The sequence below is a fragment of the Bacillus sp. FSL P2-0099 genome (assembly GCF_038007445.1).
GTDB lineage: Bacteria > Bacillota > Bacilli > Bacillales > Bacillaceae_G > Bacillus_A > Bacillus_A mycoides.
This window is the reverse complement of the sequence record NZ_JBBOXE010000001.1, coordinates 702,416-720,638: the sequence shown is the minus strand read 5'-3', so window position 1 is coordinate 720,638 and position 18,223 is coordinate 702,416. Positions and strand designations below refer to the sequence as shown.

The 18,223-nt window shown below is 35.0% G+C and carries 15 protein-coding genes and 2 pseudogenes; 7 read left to right on the top strand and 10 right to left on the bottom strand.

Features of this window, described 5'->3' with window-relative positions; translation table 11 throughout:
- Positions 1 to 27 precede the first annotated feature (27 nt).
- From MKY90_RS03580 to MKY90_RS03570, 3 genes and pseudogenes are all read left to right on the top strand, one after another.
- On the top strand, positions 28 to 1,857 hold the full coding sequence (locus MKY90_RS03580; RefSeq protein WP_341090379.1) for a monovalent cation:proton antiporter family protein: 1,830 nt from the start codon (positions 28 to 30) through the stop codon (positions 1,855 to 1,857).
- A 53-nt stretch (positions 1,858 to 1,910) separates the two neighbouring features.
- Positions 1,911 to 2,168, top strand: a complete 258-nt coding sequence (locus tag MKY90_RS03575; protein ID WP_080019745.1) for a DUF4022 family protein — start codon at positions 1,911 to 1,913, stop codon at positions 2,166 to 2,168.
- A 14-nt stretch (positions 2,169 to 2,182) separates the two neighbouring features.
- Positions 2,183 to 2,508 (top strand): annotated as a pseudogene (locus MKY90_RS03570) (GNAT family N-acetyltransferase).
- 32 nt (positions 2,509 to 2,540) lie between these two features.
- Here the strand turns inward: MKY90_RS03570 and MKY90_RS03565 are convergent.
- The 3 genes from MKY90_RS03565 to MKY90_RS03555 form a co-directional block, all read right to left on the bottom strand.
- Positions 2,541 to 2,975 (bottom strand): hypothetical protein, encoded by a 435-nt coding sequence (locus MKY90_RS03565; RefSeq protein ID WP_098167703.1) that lies wholly within the window; start codon positions 2,973 to 2,975, stop codon positions 2,541 to 2,543.
- Positions 2,976 to 2,979: 4 nt separating this feature from the next.
- Positions 2,980 to 3,180, bottom strand: coding sequence for a helix-turn-helix transcriptional regulator (locus tag MKY90_RS03560; protein ID WP_098167704.1), 201 nt, complete (start codon positions 3,178 to 3,180; stop codon positions 2,980 to 2,982).
- Between the two features lie 139 nt (positions 3,181 to 3,319).
- Positions 3,320 to 4,612 (bottom strand): NCS2 family permease, encoded by a 1,293-nt coding sequence (locus tag MKY90_RS03555; protein WP_341090376.1) that lies wholly within the window; start codon positions 4,610 to 4,612, stop codon positions 3,320 to 3,322.
- A 265-nt stretch (positions 4,613 to 4,877) separates the two neighbouring features.
- Here MKY90_RS03555 and MKY90_RS03550 point away from each other — a divergent pair, with 265 nt between their 5' ends.
- The gene (locus MKY90_RS03550; RefSeq protein WP_002125290.1) at positions 4,878 to 6,269 is read left to right on the top strand and encodes an amino acid permease; all 1,392 of its coding nucleotides are present in this window, start codon (positions 4,878 to 4,880) and stop codon (positions 6,267 to 6,269) included.
- 181 nt (positions 6,270 to 6,450) lie between these two features.
- Positions 6,451 to 7,998 carry a hypothetical protein gene (locus MKY90_RS03545; protein ID WP_063218682.1) on the top strand — a complete coding sequence of 516 codons (1,548 nt, stop codon included), beginning with the start codon at positions 6,451 to 6,453 and terminating at the stop codon, positions 7,996 to 7,998.
- Positions 7,999 to 8,033: 35 nt separating this feature from the next.
- On the opposite strand, the gene MKY90_RS03540 is transcribed toward MKY90_RS03545, so the two are convergent.
- Together MKY90_RS03540 and brnQ1 are read right to left on the bottom strand one after the other, a co-directional pair.
- Entirely contained in the window at positions 8,034 to 9,755 is a 1,722-nt protein-coding gene (locus tag MKY90_RS03540; protein WP_098167706.1) for a DUF2339 domain-containing protein, read from the bottom strand.
- Positions 9,756 to 9,893: 138 nt separating this feature from the next.
- Complete coding sequence (brnQ1, locus tag MKY90_RS03535) at positions 9,894 to 11,195, bottom strand: branched-chain amino acid transport system II carrier protein BrnQ1 (RefSeq protein ID WP_407707978.1); 1,302 nt, start codon at positions 11,193 to 11,195, stop codon at positions 9,894 to 9,896.
- A gap of 253 nt (positions 11,196 to 11,448) precedes the next feature.
- On the opposite strand from brnQ1, the gene MKY90_RS03530 reads away from it, so the two are divergent.
- Complete coding sequence (locus tag MKY90_RS03530) at positions 11,449 to 12,834, top strand: peptide MFS transporter (RefSeq protein ID WP_341090372.1); 1,386 nt, start codon at positions 11,449 to 11,451, stop codon at positions 12,832 to 12,834.
- Between the two features lie 30 nt (positions 12,835 to 12,864).
- Here the strand turns inward: MKY90_RS03530 and MKY90_RS03525 are convergent, their stop codons facing one another.
- The 5 genes from MKY90_RS03525 to MKY90_RS03505 all read right to left on the bottom strand — a co-directional run bounded on the left by MKY90_RS03525 (position 12,865) and on the right by MKY90_RS03505 (position 16,929).
- Positions 12,865 to 13,986 carry a YHYH domain-containing protein gene (locus MKY90_RS03525; protein WP_341090369.1) on the bottom strand — a complete coding sequence of 374 codons (1,122 nt, stop codon included), beginning with the start codon at positions 13,984 to 13,986 and terminating at the stop codon, positions 12,865 to 12,867.
- 145 nt (positions 13,987 to 14,131) lie between these two features.
- Positions 14,132 to 14,764 carry a class A sortase gene (locus MKY90_RS03520; RefSeq protein WP_002186970.1) on the bottom strand — a complete coding sequence of 211 codons (633 nt, stop codon included), beginning with the start codon at positions 14,762 to 14,764 and terminating at the stop codon, positions 14,132 to 14,134.
- Positions 14,765 to 14,881: 117 nt separating this feature from the next.
- Complete coding sequence (locus MKY90_RS03515) at positions 14,882 to 15,355, bottom strand: DUF2178 domain-containing protein (RefSeq protein WP_063218686.1); 474 nt, start codon at positions 15,353 to 15,355, stop codon at positions 14,882 to 14,884.
- Positions 15,348 to 15,575: a helix-turn-helix transcriptional regulator gene (locus MKY90_RS03510; RefSeq protein ID WP_078185072.1), complete on the bottom strand. Its 228-nt coding sequence runs from the start codon at positions 15,573 to 15,575 to the stop codon at positions 15,348 to 15,350. Before MKY90_RS03510 ends, MKY90_RS03515 begins: the two co-directional genes overlap by 8 nt.
- 103 nt (positions 15,576 to 15,678) lie before the next feature.
- Positions 15,679 to 16,929 (bottom strand): 3D domain-containing protein, encoded by a 1,251-nt coding sequence (locus MKY90_RS03505; protein ID WP_063218687.1) that lies wholly within the window; start codon positions 16,927 to 16,929, stop codon positions 15,679 to 15,681.
- 661 nt (positions 16,930 to 17,590) lie between these two features.
- On the opposite strand from MKY90_RS03505, the pseudogene MKY90_RS30370 reads away from it, so the two are divergent.
- A pseudogene (locus tag MKY90_RS30370) lies at positions 17,591 to 18,094 on the top strand (methyl-accepting chemotaxis protein); the annotation flags it as partial.
- Positions 18,095 to 18,223: the final 129 nt, after the last annotated feature.

Here is an 18,223-nt window from a genome sequence, read left to right as displayed (position 1 = left end):
TATATTTATTTGAAGGGAGAGAACGCAATGGAACATCATTCTTCTGTTCTATCACTTATGGTTGTCGTCGCAATCGCGTTTTTCGTTCCCCTTTTGTTACAGCGCTTTAAATTAAAAGCACTTCCTGTCGTTGTTGCAGAAATTATCGCAGGAATCTTTGTAGGTAAAAGTGGATTTAACATCATTGAGCCAGATATGTGGCTTCAAGTCTTATCAACACTAGGGTTTATCTTCCTAATGTTTTTAAGTGGTTTAGAAATTGACTTTTCGATCTTTAAACAAAAAGGGAAAAAGAATACGACAAACGAACCGAACACATTTCAAGCAGCAAGCATTATCTTCTTGTTTATTTTCATTTTATCTTATGCCCTATCATTACTATTCGTATGGCTAGGATTCGTAGACAATGCAATGTTCATGACTTTAATTATTTCAACTATTTCTTTAGGTGTTGTCGTACCAACATTGAAAGAAAATAACTTAGGAAAAACCGCAATCGGGCAAATCATTTTATTAGTCGCTGTTATTGCAGACTTAGTTACAATGATTTTACTCGCTGTATTCGTCGGATTAAATTCCGAAAGTGGCCAAAGCATGTGGCTTCTACTTCTTCTATTCGGTGCTGGTATTGTAATTTACTTTGTCGCAAGACGGTTTAAAAATATTCCATACCTAGAAAGCTTAAAAGCCGGTAGTGTACAAATTGATACACGAGCTGTTTTTGCACTCATCTTAATATTAGTTGGATTATCTGAATCTGTTGGGGCAGAAAATATTTTGGGAGCCTTTTTAGCAGGTGTACTCGTATCTTTATTATCACCAAATGAAGATATGGTTGAAAAACTTGATTCCATCGGATATGGCTTCTTCATTCCTATTTTCTTCGTAATGGTTGGTGTAAATCTAGAAGTATGGTCTATTTTTAACGAGCCTTCTAGTATGCTAATGATCCCAATTCTAATTGTGGGACTCTTTATTTCAAAACTGTTGCCATCACTCGTCTTACGAAAATGGTACCCACGCAATATCGTACTCGGAAGTGCTATTTTGTTAACATCAACACTTTCTTTAGTTATTGCGGCTGCACAAATCGGTGAAAAGCTAGGCATCATTAGCCCAAGTTTATCAGCATCTCTTATTTTAAGTGCAGTTATTACTTGTATTTTTGCGCCTATATTATTTAAAAAGATGTTTCCAAAAGTGGAAACACCAAAACCGAAAGTATCTATTATTGGTGCAAGCAGAATTACCCTTCCGTTATCACTTGATTTAAAACGTGAAGATTATAACGTAACACTATATATGATACGTCAAAATAAAATAAATGATGAGGAAGCGAAATCTCATGACTTCCCTATTGTAAAATTAGATGAGATTACTATTCAATCTTTAATGGGGCAAAAAGCTTTCGAAGCAGACCGTGTTGTTGTTGCGACAAGTGATGATGAACAAAACTTATTATTAGCAGAACACGCAAAAGAATTAGGTGTTGAACACGTCATCGCAAGTGTAGAAGATCCCCTTCTACAAGAAAAAGCGACTCAAGAACATATCGCTGTATTCTCGACTATTAACTCTACACGTATTTTATTACGTGCACTTATTGATAAACCGAGTCTCGTTCGCTTGATTACAACAGCAAATGAAACGGTGCGTGAGGTTGAACTACGAAGTAATAAATATAACGGCTTAGCACTTCGTCGCCTTCCGTTTCTAGGTGATGTACTTGTCATTCAAATTTACCGTGGTAATAAAGCATTAATACCACATGGTGATACGAAGTTACAGCATGGCGATACTTTACTTGTAACGGGTTCAAAAGAACATATTAATACAATGAAAAACATATTAGAGTAGAAAAACGCCCCTCACATAAATGAGGGGCATTTTTTTCCATTCCATATGGTAAAATGTTACTATCACATATTATGGGGATGGATCACATTATGTCTATTGTAACTTTAGCTCTATTATTATTAGCGGAAGTACTCGTTGCCATTATTCTCATCGGTGTTAGCATTGAAATTTGTAGTTACGGCTGGAAAAAATCAAATGGCGTCAAATACACTTGTCTTTTGCTTTCGCTCCTTATCGGAACTGCTAGCATACTCGGACTTTTCGCTGCACCTGCCTATTTCTTTATACAACTAACAGAAAAAGGATTATAAGAAAAGATGTTAATATGGTTAGCGTGAAATATATTGATACATCTGAAACTTACGTATTACGTCAAAAAATTTTGCGCTCCAACCAGCTATTAACAGGTTGTAAATACTCTTCCGACTACGTAGAATAGCAACATTACCTAACTTTCGAAACAAACACGCTGGAAGATCCTTAATTCAAAAAGCGGAACAAGTCTTGCAAGAGAGTAAAGCAAATATTTTATGGTGTAATGGCCGAATTACTGTAACTGACTATTACAAGCGCTTAGGCTTCCATGAATATGGTGAAATCTTTGAAATTGAATCGATTGGCCTTCATAAAGTATTGTATAAAAAGATATAAGAAAAGCTTTCCGCAATACGGGAAAGCTTTTCTTATATTTCATCTTCACTTTTTATTTTTTTCATATATATGTATATAAACAAACTAGGAATTAAAAAACAAGCAAACATAATAAGTCCTGTTATACCAATTTCCTTTATCGAAATATCCGGTGTTACAATGATACAAATAGCTAACAGTCCAATAACAATCCCTACTGGAATTAATAATAGTTTCATGAAATAACTACGCGATACTCCACCTGTATGCTCATACACTTCTACCGAATTTTTTAAGTTTAAAAAGTTAATAACTATTATCCCGCCCATAAATACCATTAATAAATCCGAAACACTTTCATATCCTGCCCCTTGCAAAACATAACGGTAAAACACGATACTTAGTATGACAATATTTTGTAAGATGAAAACTAATCTAATATGTTTTAACCCCTCAATCATTAAACGTTCATCTTTCACGATCTTCACCCTATCACTCCTTTTCCTCCCAAAACAAATCATTCAATGTTTGATCTACTACATAACAAATTTTCAAACATAAATCTAAAGATGGATTGTATTTCCCCTTCTCAATTAAACTAATCGTTTGCCTTGTGACGCCTACTTTTTCTGCTAATTGTTGTTGTGTTAAATCTAACTGAACACGTGCGACTTTTATTTTACTTACAGCCATTCATGTTCCTCCTCTGTTTTTATTGTAACATATATATTCCATTAAGTAATTTATACTTTACGTAATTGATTTGTTTTTTTCACTTTATTATACACAAAAAAGGAGCCTCTCATAAGAAGCCCCCTTTCCTATCTCTATACTATAAGAATAAATGACATCCAAATAAAATTGTAAATAAATATAGTAACGGATGTACTTCCATCCCTTTCCCCTTCACAATCTTTAATACTGGATACACTAAAAATCCAATTGCACTTCCATTTGCAATACTAGACGTTAACGGAATACCAACGAAAATTAAAAATGCTGGTAATGCATCTTCAAATTCATTCCAATTAATATCACGAATGCTTTGTGCCATTAGACTACCTACAATAATTAATGAAGGAGCTGTAATAGCAGCTACACTTGATAAAGACGCGATAACAGGGCTGAAAAATGCCGTTATAATCGTTAGACCAACAACTACAATACCTGTTAATCCAGTTTTACCACCTGCAGCAATACCAGCTGACGATTCAATCGTTGCTGCTGTTGGGCTTGTTCCGAAGATAGAACCTGTCGTTCCGCCAATCGCATCTGCAATAAACGCTTTACCAAAACGTTTCTCTGTATTATCTGTAATTAAACCTGCTTGTTTAATTAAACCGAGTAATGCACCTGTCGTATCGAATAAAAGTACAAGTAAAAATGAAAATACAACACCATACAGTCCGTATTCAATTACATCTGAAAAGGCATTGATTGGATTTGAAACGATAATACCCTCTGGTAAATGAGGCATCGCTACAATTTTATCCTCAAACTTCAGTTGCCCCGTAAAGAAGGCGATAATTCCTGTCACAATCATACTAATAAATAATGCACCACTCACACGTAATACCATTAATACCGCCGCTAAAATTAAACCAATTAAAGTTAAAATAACGGCTGGAGAATGAAAATCACCAATCGTAACTAAGTTAGATGGATGATCCACGATAATTCCAGATAGACGTAATCCAATAAAAGCAATAAATAGTCCAATTCCACCTGCAATTGCATGTTTTAAACTGTCAGGAATTGCGATAATTAGCTTTTGCCTAAATGAAGTGAAAGATAATAAAAGAAAAATGATACCTGTTACAAATACTGCCGAAAACGCAATGACATACGTAATCCCCTCTGCCTGTTGAACGACAGAATAAGCAAAATATGCATTCATCCCCATAGCTGGAGCAATAACAATTGGATAGTTAGCTAAAAACGCCATACATAGCGTCCCAATAACTGTCGCAATAATAGTTGCCGTAAACGCTTGATCAAATGGTACACCTGCATCAGATAATATTTTCGGATTGATGACAAGAATATACGCAAATGTAAAAAAAGTTGTGATGCCCGCTAAAAGCTCTTGCTTCACAGAAGTGTTATATTTTTGTAATTGAAACATGGCTATGTACCCTTCCTACACCTGAATTATTATCACACATTCTTTTCTTACTAGTATGTGAGAAAATATAATACTTAATCTTAACAATCAATAAAAAGAAGAGTCAATATATTCTCTAATAGTGAGAATTTTAAGTTTAAGTCTGACAAGTTCAGATGTAGTACAGTTCATTTTGATTATTTTTGTAGCATAACAGATAGAAATGTTTTATAATTTGAAATAGTTAAATATTTAGGTAGCTCATTCTACAAGGGGGATTCTTCTTATGCAGCACACAAACAAATCTGGAACTTTAAATCGAGGTTTAAAAGAACGACATATTACTTTAATGTCACTCGGTTCGGCTATTGGCGTTGGGCTATTTTTAGGATCTGCTTCTGCTATTAAACTAGCTGGTCCTTCCATCTTACTAGGTTATATGATCGCTGGACTCGTTATTTTTTTCATTATGCGAGCGCTCGGAGAAATGGCAATTGAACAACCGGTTGCTGGCTCTTTTAGTAAATATGCTAATGATTATATCGGCCCGCTTGCTGGCTATATTACTGGTTGGAACTACTGGTTCTTATGGGTTGTTACTTGTATGGCTGAAATTACGGCGGCTGGAATTTACATGCAGTACTGGTTCCCAGATATCCCGCGCTGGACTTGGGCACTACTCGCTCTATTATTAATGAGCGCTTTCAACTTCTTATCAGTAAAAGTATTTGGAGAACTTGAGTTTTGGTTTGCTCTCATTAAAATTGTCACAATTATCTGTATGATAGTGATTGGCTTTGGTATTATTCTATTCGGATTTGGAAATGGCGGCGTTGCAACTGGTATTTCAAATCTTTGGGAACATGGGGGCTGGTTCCCAAATGGCTTCTCTGGATTATTGCTTTCCTTACAAATGGTATTATTCGCTTATCTAGGCGTTGAACTAATTGGTGTTACAGCTGGTGAAGCTCAAAACCCGAAGAAAACACTCGCAAAAGCTATCGATAACGTATTTTGGAGAATCCTAATCTTTTACGTCGGGGCATTATTCGTTATGATGGCAATTTATCCATGGAACGAACTTGGCGAGAAAGGAAGTCCATTCGTATTAACATTCCAACAAATCGGCATTGCAAAAGCAGCAGGTATTATTAACTTTGTTGTATTAACAGCTGCACTTTCTTCTTGTAACGGTGGTTTATTTAGTACAGGGCGTATGCTATTTACACTAGCACAACAAAAGAAAGCACCTGAACGATTTGGACGTTTAAATAAAAATGGCATTCCAAGTCAAGGTATTATAGCAACTGCGATTGTTTTACTCGTTGGCGTTATATTAAACTATCTCGTTCCTGCAAAAGTGTTTACATGGCTAACTAGTATTTCAACTTTCGGGGCAATTTGGACTTGGGGTATAATATTAGTCGCTCAAATTAAATTCCGTAAAGGATTACCAACTGAGAAAAAAGACAAGCTAACGTATAAAATGCCTTTACATCCATTAAGCTCTTACTTCTCACTTGGCTTCCTCGCACTTGTACTAGGTATTATGGCGTATTCAGAAGATACACGAATTGCATTAATCATTGGCCCAATTTGGCTTATCGGCTTAGCTATCGTGTATTACATGAAAGGGTTTCATAAGATCGATGAAACACCTAATTCAAAAATTAGTTAAACAAGCTATCCCTTCCTTATTAATTGGAAGGGATTTTTTATTGCCTATATAAATATTTCTCAACAAAATTCACGGTATTTTTACAATTTTTTAATATTTTTTACGTTTTCTGTCTTTATTTTTTCAGAAAAATAAATTACATTATTAAAGCACATATATTTATTATTAGGGGGATTCTTCTATGAAGAATAAAAAATGGATTACATTTTCTTTAGCAACAGCAATTACACTTAGTATGGGGAGTTCGTTCATACCGTCTACTTATGCCGAAAGCTCTGTAGACCCAGCTCCTGAAATTGCTGCAAAGGTTGTAAATCAAAACAATGGGAAGAAAGTATTATTTGATAATACGCACGGTCAAACGGCCGGGACAGCTGATTGGGTTATTGATGGCGGTTTTTCTGATTTCGGAAACGGCATTGCCCAAAACGGATATCATGTAAAAGAACTGCGTAAATCAACACCTATTACATACGACGATTTAAAAAATTACAACGTGTTTATCGTTCCAGAGGCAAATATTCCTTACAAAAAATCTGAACAAGACGCAATGTTACAATACGTGAAAAATGGCGGCAGTATTTTCTTCATTGCCGATCATTATAATGCAGATCGTAATAAAAACCGCTGGGACTCCTCAGAAGTGTTCAATGGATATAGACGCGGGGCATGGGATAATCCAGCAAAGGGAATGTCTAATGAAGAAACAACTTCACAAGCTATGCAAGGAGTAGAAAGCTCTGATTGGCTATCCGATAATTTCGGTATTCGCTTCCGTTACAATGCACTTGGTGATGTTTCAGCTAAAAATATTGTCTCACCTGCGCAATCATTCGGAATTACAACTGGCGTTTCATCTGTAGCAATGCATGCCGGCTCTACCCTTGCGATTACAAATCCAAAACTAGCGAAAGGCCTTGTATATCTTCCAGAAAATCCATCAAAATGGAATAACGCTGTTGATAGCGGCGTTTATAACGGTGGTGGCGTTGCAGAGGGACCTTATGCTGCTATTTCGAAAGTTGGTCTTGGAAAAGCTGCCTTTATTGGTGATTCTTCTCCTGTTGAAGATGCCTCGCCAAAATATGTTCGCGAAGACTCAGGTCAAACAAAGAAAACTTATGATGGTTATAAAGAAGAAAACGATGCTGTTCTATTAGAAAACATCGTGAATTGGTTAGCGAAACAAGAAACATTTACAAGCTTAGATCAAGTGAGTGGTTTACAGCTTGATGCACCTACAGCTCTACAAACATTTGAACAACCAAGTTTATCAACAGAACCACAACCAGAACCTTGGAGCGCACCAAGTCAAGGTTACCAGTGGTTCAATACAAATACTTTCAAACCAGGTTCATACGGCTATAACGGTGCAGTGACAACGAGTGATTACGTAATTACGCACCCTAGCATTCTACCAAACAATGAAGTGTTCCAAATGAAGATTCAAGTAAATAACTTATTACCAAATACAACGTACAATAATTATTCTTTAGGTATATTCACAACTGGCGGAACACAGGTGGCAAAAGTTCAAAATACAAATGGCACTTGGCCATCTTCTTTCGGATATAGCAGTGCATTCTCTTTCATCACAAATAGCCAAGGATCTGCTGAAAAAATTGTGAATGTACAACTTGATCCAAATACAACTGGACAAGCAACACTTCGTCTACGTCAAAATACGACAGCGAAATATAGTGAAACTGTAACGATTAATAAAAAATAATGAAAAAGGCAATCCGAATATGGATTGCCTTCTTTTCACTTCTCTTCTTTTGAGAAAAACATTCTTGAAATAACGATACCTATACTACCAACGATTAAGAATAACACCGCCCTGATCATCATCGACACTTCTGGTAAGTCGAGAAGGAATAACTTCCCTACTGTTACTACTAATACAACTAAGCCAGCATATAATATTTCGTTCATCTGTCTATAACGACCAAACCAAACTGCAAATAACGCATATACCATCCATAATAACGATACAGATACGCTAATTATACTTCCATCTGTAGAAAGAACTTCACCGATTCTAGTAATTGTAATAAATACAATAACCATTAATGAGTAGAGCGCTATAGAGTACACATATTTACCAAAACTCGCTAGCACTTCTTTCGCTTGTCTCATGCAATAATAGAACGTTCCTATCAAAATAATATGAGCGACAAATCCTGCCGAAATGAAATGATCAAACGGGCTAAAAATCGTCTGCACCATTCCAATAGCATAAATCGTTGCACTTACATACAATTTAATATTTTGCTTTACTTTAATAGCAGTAACCATACCAAGGAAACCTTGTAACAATAATACGATTGCTGCATTCACCAAACTGTACTCGTATAAAATCGCTAAACTAAATGAACCCATTGCAAAGCCAAATATTAGATTTGAAAATACCGAATGTTTATTCTTCCTATATTCAAGTACAAACATAACAGCATGTACAAATGCACTTATAACTAATCCCCACGTTGTAAATTCAGGAATTTGAGAAATGGCTAAAATAAAGAAAACTGCATTCGCACTAAATATCGCCAATCGTGCTTCTTGTATAAACCTTCTCTCCGAAAACATATGCCAAAATAATAGTAAATGAATTGCACCGTATACAACTGTTAACTGTACTTGCACATTCTCTACTAATATTGACATAACAACAAAGAAGACAAATAGGACAATTGCCGCAACAACATAAGAAATCATATACAAGTACTTATAAAGGTTTCTCAATGCATACCATAATAGGCTAATTGTTAATATTGTCTCATAACTAAAGAAAATATACGTATTGGGAGTCGTACTATTTAACAAGAAAGGAACAAAAAATGCTCCCACCGCCACGAAAATAGCGAGATATTCCGATCTATATCTTTTCGCTAAATAAATCCCTAAAACAACCCATATAATGTTGCAAACAAACGCAATACTTGCAGGAATAAACTCATATAAATAATGTGCCGCAAACGTTGTTAAAACAATTCCCGTAATACTTCCTCCAGCTAATACTAACCCTAACGCTTGCCGCTCTCTTTTAATTTGTATATCTCCTACGTAATACAAACCGACAGATAGTACTATACCAAACACAACCCGTATCGCTGGTGTCAATAATCCGGCATCTACCCCTGCTTTGAATAACCAAATAACGCCAAGTAGCATAATACCGACAAATATGCGTGGTAACCACGTTTGACAAAACTTTATAATATTAAATGGTTCTGGTTTAAATGCAGATATATCTACTTGTTTCACCTCTGGCTCTTGCATGGACTTCCTCGTCTTAACTACATCTTCTTGTAACTTTTCATTACTTACCGCTTCAATATATTCTTTCTTTTCCTTATTAACATTTTGTTGAACTTTATCTACTTCTATTTTTCTTTGTTTCGCTTTCAATTCATAAAGTGCCTCTTGCATCGTTTCAATTGCCGTTTCGAGTGCTTCTATTTTCTTATTCAAATCCTCCTTCATACAATCCCCCTCATCATCGATTTTTCACTTGACCTATATATTACCAATTACCTTTATCATACTCTTAGTCTATTCATTTTCAATACTATTTTTCCAAAAAAAGAAAGGTGTTTTCCGAAATAGGAAAACACCTCTTACTTATTTATTCTTATTTATAGCAATACTAACAATTACACCGAGGCAGACACCTACAAATGCCGGAACAATCCAACCTACACCTTCTGAATAAAACGGAAGCATTTTTAGTAGTGGTGTCCATTTATTCATCAGTACACTTTTGTTTAAAATATCAATCGCACTAAATACCGCTACGAGTCCAATCGTTACCGAATATACGTATACATACTTTCCAATATACTTATGGAATAACCCTAAAATAATAAGCGTTAGTGCAACTGGATAAATAAATCCAAGAATCGGTACCGATACTTTTAAAATTTGCGTTAATCCTAAATTAGCTAAAACCATACTAACAAAACTTAATATAAATGCCCAAACTTTATAAGATACTTTCGGAAATACACTTGCAAAAAACTGACTACAAGACGTAACCAGCCCAATTGAAACACATAAACATGCGATAGTAAAAATAAGGCCTAATAATACTACTCCGCCTTGTCCAAATAATGTTGTCATAACTTGTGCTAACACTTTCGCACCGTTATCAAATGTACCCAATGAACCACTAATTGAACCAACATATCCAAGAATGACATAAATAATAGTTAGTAATAGTCCTGCTCCAATACCAGCAATACTCATATATTTCGCTAAACCTTTATCATCCGCTACACCTTTTGCACGCAGAGCATTTGCAATAACAATCCCAAATATTAAAGCTGCTAACGCATCCATCGTTAAATATCCATCTAAAAATCCTTGGAACATAGGAGCTTGTCCATAATTTCCTGCAGGCTCTTTCACACCGCCTACTGATGTAAACATACTTTTTATAAATATAATAGCAATCATACATAATAATAAAGGCGTTAACACCTTTCCAAACAAGCCCATTAATTTAGACGGTGATAAACTTAACCAGTAAACAATACTAAAAAAAATAGCCGTGTACAATAACAAAACTATGCTACCCGCTTCTGGGAACAACTGGCCTGGCCCCATTTCAAAAGCTAAACTTCCTGCACGTGGTATGCCAAGACCTGGTCCAATAAATAAGTACACAATACACGGAAAAATAATTGCAAATGAAGAATGAACCCTTCCCGCTAACGTTTGAAAACTCCCTGCTTTCGCAATAGCGATAACACCTAATATAGGAAGCCCTGTTGCTGATATAATAAAACCTAACAATGCAATCCATACATGTTCTCCTGCTTCATATCCAAGGAAAGGTGGAAATATAAGATTTCCGGCCCCAAAGAACATAGAGAATAACATAAGACTAATAAGCAAAATTTCTTTTTTCTGTAACAATTTCATTTCTTTCTCCTTCTTCAATTTCACCTTACATGAAATCAATTCCACAAATAAAAAAATGCGGTAATCCGCTTCCTTACAAAGAAAACATAGTCCATAGTCTATCACAAAAGAAACACCCATTCTATAGCTATTTCCCTTTTCAAATTTCTTCTGAAAAATCAACCTTTATTGACTTATAATAGTTAATAAGGTAAAATATTAATCATACAATACTATTAACTTTGTTTTTTGCTTGTGTCAGGAGGAAACTATTATGGAATCAGCGATACAACTAGAAAGAGAACAACAAAGAAAAAAGAAACATCCTCCAGGTTTATACTTACTCTTCTTTACAGAAATGTGGGAAAGATTTAGTTACTATGGATTACGAGGATTATTAACATTATATTTAACAACAGCTTTAGTAAGTGGTGGTCTTGGGTTTAGTCCCGCTTGGGCACTCTCTATTTACGGATTTTATACTGGTGCTTGTTATTTCACACCATTGATCGGTGGATACTTAACGGACCGTTTTCTAGGCAAACGAAAAGCCATCACAATTGGTGGTATAACAATGGCAATCGGTAACCTTACACTATTTGCCTTGCAAAACCAAGTCGGTCTATACCTCGGATTAGCGCTTATTATTATCGGTAATGGATTCTTCAAACCGAATATCTCTACACTTGTTGGAGAATTATACGAAGAAAATGATCCAAAACGTGATAGTGCATTTACAATTTTCTATATGGGTATTAACGTCGGTTCATTTTTAGCTCCACTCGTTTGCGGATTTTTATCAGAAAATTTATTCAAAACAACAGTAGATGGCGTTGCTCATTTCGGATTCCGTTACGGTTTCTTAGCCGCTTCAATCGGAATGATCATTGGACAAATTTTATTTACAACACTATCAAATCGCTTCCTTGGTGATATCGGTAAAAAACCAACTCGCGATTTGCAAACGGATGCTGGACAACAAACAATAGGAAATACACCGTTAACAAAAAAAGAAAAACAACGTACAACAGTTATCGTCATTTTAACATGCTTTGTTGTCTTCTTCTGGGCTGGATTTGAACAAGCTGGTAGTTCGTTAACATTATATACAAACAAATTTGTAGACCGCTCTGTGTTCGGATGGGAAGTTCCAACATCTTGGTTCCAATCGGTCAATCCGTTATTTATTATTTTACTTGCACCAGCTATTTCAGCATTATGGGCGAAACTGGCAACTAGAAAACATGGTGACATGAAAATCCCAACAAAAATGGGACTTGGTATGATCTTACTCGGTATCGGTTATATTGTTCTTGTTATCGCTACATTAAAAACAGGCAGTGACGAACATAACATTACAGAAAAAGCAAACTTACTATTTATCGTCTTTACGTATCTTTTCCATACGTTAGGTGAGCTATTCTTATCACCTGTCGGGCTATCAATGGTTAGTGCTCTCGCTCCAGTAAAACTAGCCTCTTTATTAATGGGCGTATGGTTAGCAAGCTCAGGTATTGCTAATATTTTAGGCGGACAGCTTGCAAGCTTCACAACTTCACTTGGATATGCTGAAGTATTCACAGTTATTGGCGCTGTGGCGATCGTTTTAGGTTGTGTTTTATTATCAATTTCTAAGAAATTAGTGAAATGGATGGATTAAAAAAAGATGAGGAAAATTCCTCATCTTTTTTTACGCTTTCTTTCCCTTTTCTATTGCTTGTTCATACAAGCCTTTATGTTCTTTATATTCACTTGGCACGAAACTCTTATAGAAGAACGAAAGCCAGCTGTCTCCTTTTTTATATCCTTCTTCTCGAATTTCCGCTGCCTTTTTATTTGATTTAAATCCTTCAGTAAACCATTTCTTTAATGTTTCATTCTTTTCATACTTAGCAGGAACTTTTAAGTCGTAGTTTTCAAATGCATATGTATATCCAGCTTTTTCCGCTGCCTTTTTAGCAGACTTATATCCTTTTTCATACGCGGTTTCATATACTTTCACATATGTATCCTTTTCAGTATTTCCAGGTTTCTTTTCAACTAATTCTTTACCAGCCTTTTCACCAAGTTCCGCTTGTTCTTTTTCAATCTTTTCGGTTCTCTCTTTATTACCTACTTGGAAACCTTCTGCAAAGTTCCCCTTAAACTCAGGAGTAATTTGACTATCGTCCATTGCTTCTTGTGTTAACCCTTGCTCTTTACCTTTTTCAAAATGTGCTTTTTTCTGTTCTTCTAAAGACCATGCCGCAGCGTACGCAGTTGTAAATGCTTGTTTATATGCGTCTGACTTTCCAGCTACATGTCCTTCTGCATTATTCTTTCCTGCTTTAAAATCTGTCTCTCCACTTTTTTGACCTTCAGCTTGTCCCTTTTCAGCCTCAGCTTTACGCTGCGCTTCCTCTGCCTTACGTGCTTCTTCTGCTTTACGTTGTTCTTCTGCCGCACGCTGTCTCTCTTCCTCTACTTTGTGCTGTTCTTCTGCAGCACGTTGTCTCTCTTCTTCTGCTTTACGTTGTTCTTCTGCAGCTCTTTGTTTCTCTGCCTCAGCCTTACGCTGTGCTTCTGCTTGTTTCTCTGCTTCTACAGCACCATTATTATTTTGACTCGGCGCAGGACTCGTTGTACCACTATTAGAAGCTGGTTTATTGTGATAATGATACTCCCCGTACTGCAATCCCCATTTTTCACAATTTGTACGACACGTATGTCCACCATTAGCATCTGTACGTCCTGGATGTGCATAAGCAGAAATTGGCGCTACCAATAACGCTACACTTGTTGTTAAAAGAAGTCTTTTTACTTGCTGTTTCACTTTTGTTCCTCCCAAAATCTAGAATCATTACTTTATTATATAAAAATAGAAAAATATTTAAATACCAACTAAAATATTCTTTTATTTCTCAACATTGGATAAAAAAAGAAGGTTCACTCTTTAAAGAGTGAACCTTCTTTTTTCTTTATTTCTTAGCCTTTGTTCCTACTAAATCACCCGTAATAACAAAACGCTTAGAATTATCCTTAACAGATACACATGTAATAAGTGTTATCTCATCTTTCCCATGATCCTCTACAACTTCCCATTTATCAGGAGTCACTTCAGATACACCGGTAACAGTATACTCATACTCATTTGCATTGTCATACAAATAAATTTTATCGTTCTTCTTTAAAGTTGATACATCACTAAATAAAACACCTTTTTTTGACATATTATGCCCTGCAAGTGCATAATTCCCTTGTCCCATTACTTGATTTTCTCTTACAGTTGCCGCACCTGATAATAAATTCTTTTCAGTCGACGCTTTTAAAACAGGAAGTTCTAATGAGATGCTCGGAATTGAAATACGACCGATTACTTGTTTTTTATCTAACGATGCACTCGCTACTTCTGCCAAGTCTGGTTGATTAATTTTTGAAGCATCTACAAATTCTGTATCATGCTTTTCATATTCCATCTTTTGAACAGCTTGTACATTCGCTGTCTGCTTCTTCTCTGCATTATATCCATCATAAAATGGCTTTCCGATTAATACACCACCTACAACAAATAGAAGGATTGCTACTATACTATAAATTCTTTGCTTATTCATATACAATTCCTTTCCGTTACAAAATCTTACTCTATATAAAATGATAAGATAATATTGCTGTATGTACAAGTGTAAGCTGAAAAGAAACCTTCTTGCTTATGCAAGAAGGTTTCTTTTTTAGACTAATTTATTTCTGTACAGGGATACGTAAAAAACTGTCATTTGAATAAAAATCATGAAAAATAAAATATATAATGGATATCCAGGAATATATAAATTAGCTACAGGAGAAAGTGTTAAAAATCCAATAGCAATAACTATTCCATACCAGAATGAAATAAATGTTGTCCGGCATGCCTTTTGTGTAATTGCTTTTTCCCGCTCGTCTTCTTGTGGAAATAATAACGGGTACATCCAATAAGAAAGAGCTTTATGTTTCTTCTTTTGAACTTTATAAAAAATCGTCGTTATAATAGCTACAATTGTTAACAATCCTAATGGCATCATATTGATTGTTACTTCAAACGGTAATTTCTCAGTTTCAATAATATTTGCCAGCTCTATCCAAGCATAATAGAGCTCAATAAACACCCAAAAAGCTATCACAAATCTCAGCACATTTAAGATATAAGAAACCCCAATTCTATTCATCCTCTTCCCCCTCCTTATTTAAAACAAATACATCTTCCATCTTTAACTCGAATACATCACAAATCGTCAATGCTAGTAACAATGAAGGAACGTAATCCCCTTTTTCAATTGCAGCGATCGTTTGTCTCGTCACTCCTACCTTTTCTGCTAATACACTTTGCGTAAAATTAAAGCGAGCTCTTAATTCCTTCACCTTATTACAAATGGTCAAATTTACCACCTCTTACCATCATTGTATGATGTCCTTAACAAAATGTAAACTCAACTTAACATTATTTTTACAAAAAAATCCAACTTTACGTTTTGTAAAGTTGGATTACGTTTTAGTTTAAAATTGTAACTTTAACACTTCTTCTGCCCCAATTATTAGCTGTAGCTGAATCTGGCATTAATAAATCAATTATATGACCTTTAATCGCACTACCAGTATCTCCAGCAATCGCCGTACCATAATTTTCCACATATACAGTAGAACCTAATGGAATCACAGCTGGATCTACAGCAATTAGTTTCATGTTTGGATTTGCAGTCAAATTATGTCCTAACTTAGACTTTACAGTTTCACCCGGTTTATAGCCATTTTCAGATGGATCAGCTGTATAAGCAGTTGCTGTTACATAAAATTCTTTTCCACCTTGAGCTGGTTTTGGATCCGGCTTAGCTGGTGTTGTATCTTTAGCTACAGGCTCTGCCGGCTTAGCTGCCTGTTCTTCTTTTTGCTTAGCTGCTGCTGCCTTCGCTTTTGCCAACTCTTCTTGCTCAGCCTTTGCAGCTGCTTCAGCTTTTGCGCGCTCTTCTGCTGCAATTCTTGCTGCTTCTTGTTCACGAGCAATTGTTTCTTGTACTGCTTTCATATTTGCTTCAACTTTTGCTTTCTCTTCCGCTGCTAAATTAAGTTGGCTTGCAATCTGATTATATTTAGCCTGAACCGTTTGTAAGTTATCTTGACGTTTTTTCAAGTTATCTTGCAAATCCGCTTGTGCTTTTGCTAATTTTTGCTTATCTACTACTAAAGATGCTTCTTTTTCGTCAATTGCTTTTTTATCTTCTTCAATTTGACGAAGATCTTGTTCTTGTAGACGTAAAATTTCTTTATCTGCTTCTAGAATAGTAGTAACTGCATTCATACGTTGTATGAAATCTGCAAAGTTTTTTGATTCTACAACAACTTCTACTACTAAACTCGTATTTGAGCTATTTTGAACAGAAACCATACGTTTTTTCATAATATCCTTACGAGCAAGGACTTTATCTTCTAAAACGATAATATCTGCTTTTTTTTGTTCAATCTGCTTATGTGTTTCATCGATTTTACGTTGAATAGCAGCTTGATCCTCTTTATTTTTTGCAATTGTATTATTTAAATTATGTAGTTCATTTTCGATACCTTGAATTTCTTTACTAACAGCTTGCTTCTCTTGCTCTTTCTTCTGCATATCTGCATCGTTTTGCTGCAATTGCTGTTGCATGTTGTTAAGTTTCTCGTCGTTTGACTCTGCTTTTACAGCGACTGTACTAGAAAGAACGATAATTCCTGCTAATACTAGACTACTGATTCGCTTAAAATAGTTCATAATCCGACTCCCTTCTTATACAGTTATACATGATTTATTTTACAGTTTGTTTACAGAACCATTAAATACAGTTTATTTTTCATGACAAAAAAAGGGGATTATGAACAAAATGTAATAGATTCTTAAATATTTAACAATTCCTATATTTAAAAATTATAAAAGATGCTAAAATCCAAATATAGAGAAATTAAAAATCCTAAAGGCGGTTGAATTAAATAAAATGTTTACTCAAAAGAAATCACTCCAACATAAAATTGATCAACTAGAAACTCATATACATGAACTAGAAGCAGAATTAAAACAAAAAGATGTGGAAAAACAAGAAATTATATCTTCTATCCATAATCGTGTAAAAAGCGTTATGCAAGAGCACGAACTTGTAAATAGCCAACATCATACACTCCAAAACTTAATTCAACAATTGAACGCATGCTTTGAAAATGTTTCTACGCGTACTACACATTCCAACGAATTAAATAACGAAATGCTACAAAAAGAGCAAAACTTAATTCAATCTATTGAAGAAATTATCGATTGCTCTAATGAAGGAAAAGAATCCGTTCATCGCTTACTCATTGTAATTAATAGATTAGGTGAACAATCTCAACGTACTTCTAATAGTATGAATCATTTAAGCGAACGCTCTAAAGAAATTGAACAAATTGTAGAAGTGATTCAAAACATTGCAGCACAAACAAATTTACTAGCGTTGAATGCAAGTATTGAAGCTGCACGTGCTGGAGAACACGGTAAAGGATTTGCTGTTGTTGCTAATGAAGTAAGAAAACTAGCTGAAAGTACAGCTGAAAGTACAAAAAACATCGGTAACTTAACGAAAAAAATTCAAGAAGAAATTGAAAAAGCATATGAAAATACAAAAGATAATTTACATTTAGTTGATGAAGGTGTAGAAATGAGCGCTGATACTAACGCTAGAATTGAAAATATTTTAATGATGATTCAAACATTACAAAGTGGCGCTACAAATGTTATTAAAGCTATCGAAAACCAAAAATCTTGTAACGATGATATATTACGAGAATTTGCAAACACACAACAAATGTTCCACAAATTAAATACTACTATTATGAATCATATTAATGATGCTGAAAAAGTCGATGTTCAATTATCAAAAAATATTCAAAAAATATTAGGTTTTCAGTAATGTAAAAAATCCCCTATGACGTCATAGGGGACTTTTATTATATTTCGAATATTATTTTCTTCTCAATATTCATCCGTATTCTTGTTATAATGGACAAGTTGTTTCTTTCGACTAATAAACAAGGAGGTT

Bases quoted from the DNA above. Each gene is read 5' to 3' on its own strand.
- MKY90_RS03580 (WP_341090379.1), top strand. From the start codon at position 28: ATGGAACATCATTCTTCTGTTCTATCACTTATGGTTGTCGTCGCAATC.
- MKY90_RS03575 (WP_080019745.1), top strand. From the start codon at position 1,911: ATGTTACTATCACATATTATGGGGATGGATCACATTATGTCTATTGTA.
- MKY90_RS03560 (WP_098167704.1), bottom strand. From the start codon at position 3,180: ATGGCTGTAAGTAAAATAAAAGTCGCACGTGTTCAGTTAGATTTAACA.
- MKY90_RS03555 (WP_341090376.1), bottom strand. From the start codon at position 4,612: ATGTTTCAATTACAAAAATATAACACTTCTGTGAAGCAAGAGCTTTTA.
- MKY90_RS03550 (WP_002125290.1), top strand. From the start codon at position 4,878: ATGCAGCACACAAACAAATCTGGAACTTTAAATCGAGGTTTAAAAGAA.
- MKY90_RS03545 (WP_063218682.1), top strand. From the start codon at position 6,451: ATGAAGAATAAAAAATGGATTACATTTTCTTTAGCAACAGCAATTACA.
- MKY90_RS03540 (WP_098167706.1), bottom strand. From the start codon at position 9,755: ATGAAGGAGGATTTGAATAAGAAAATAGAAGCACTCGAAACGGCAATT.
- brnQ1 (WP_407707978.1), bottom strand. From the start codon at position 11,195: ATGAAATTGTTACAGAAAAAAGAAATTTTGCTTATTAGTCTTATGTTA.
- MKY90_RS03530 (WP_341090372.1), top strand. From the start codon at position 11,449: ATGGAATCAGCGATACAACTAGAAAGAGAACAACAAAGAAAAAAGAAA.
- MKY90_RS03520 (WP_002186970.1), bottom strand. From the start codon at position 14,764: ATGAATAAGCAAAGAATTTATAGTATAGTAGCAATCCTTCTATTTGTT.
- MKY90_RS03515 (WP_063218686.1), bottom strand. From the start codon at position 15,355: ATGAATAGAATTGGGGTTTCTTATATCTTAAATGTGCTGAGATTTGTG.
- MKY90_RS03505 (WP_063218687.1), bottom strand. From the start codon at position 16,929: ATGAACTATTTTAAGCGAATCAGTAGTCTAGTATTAGCAGGAATTATC.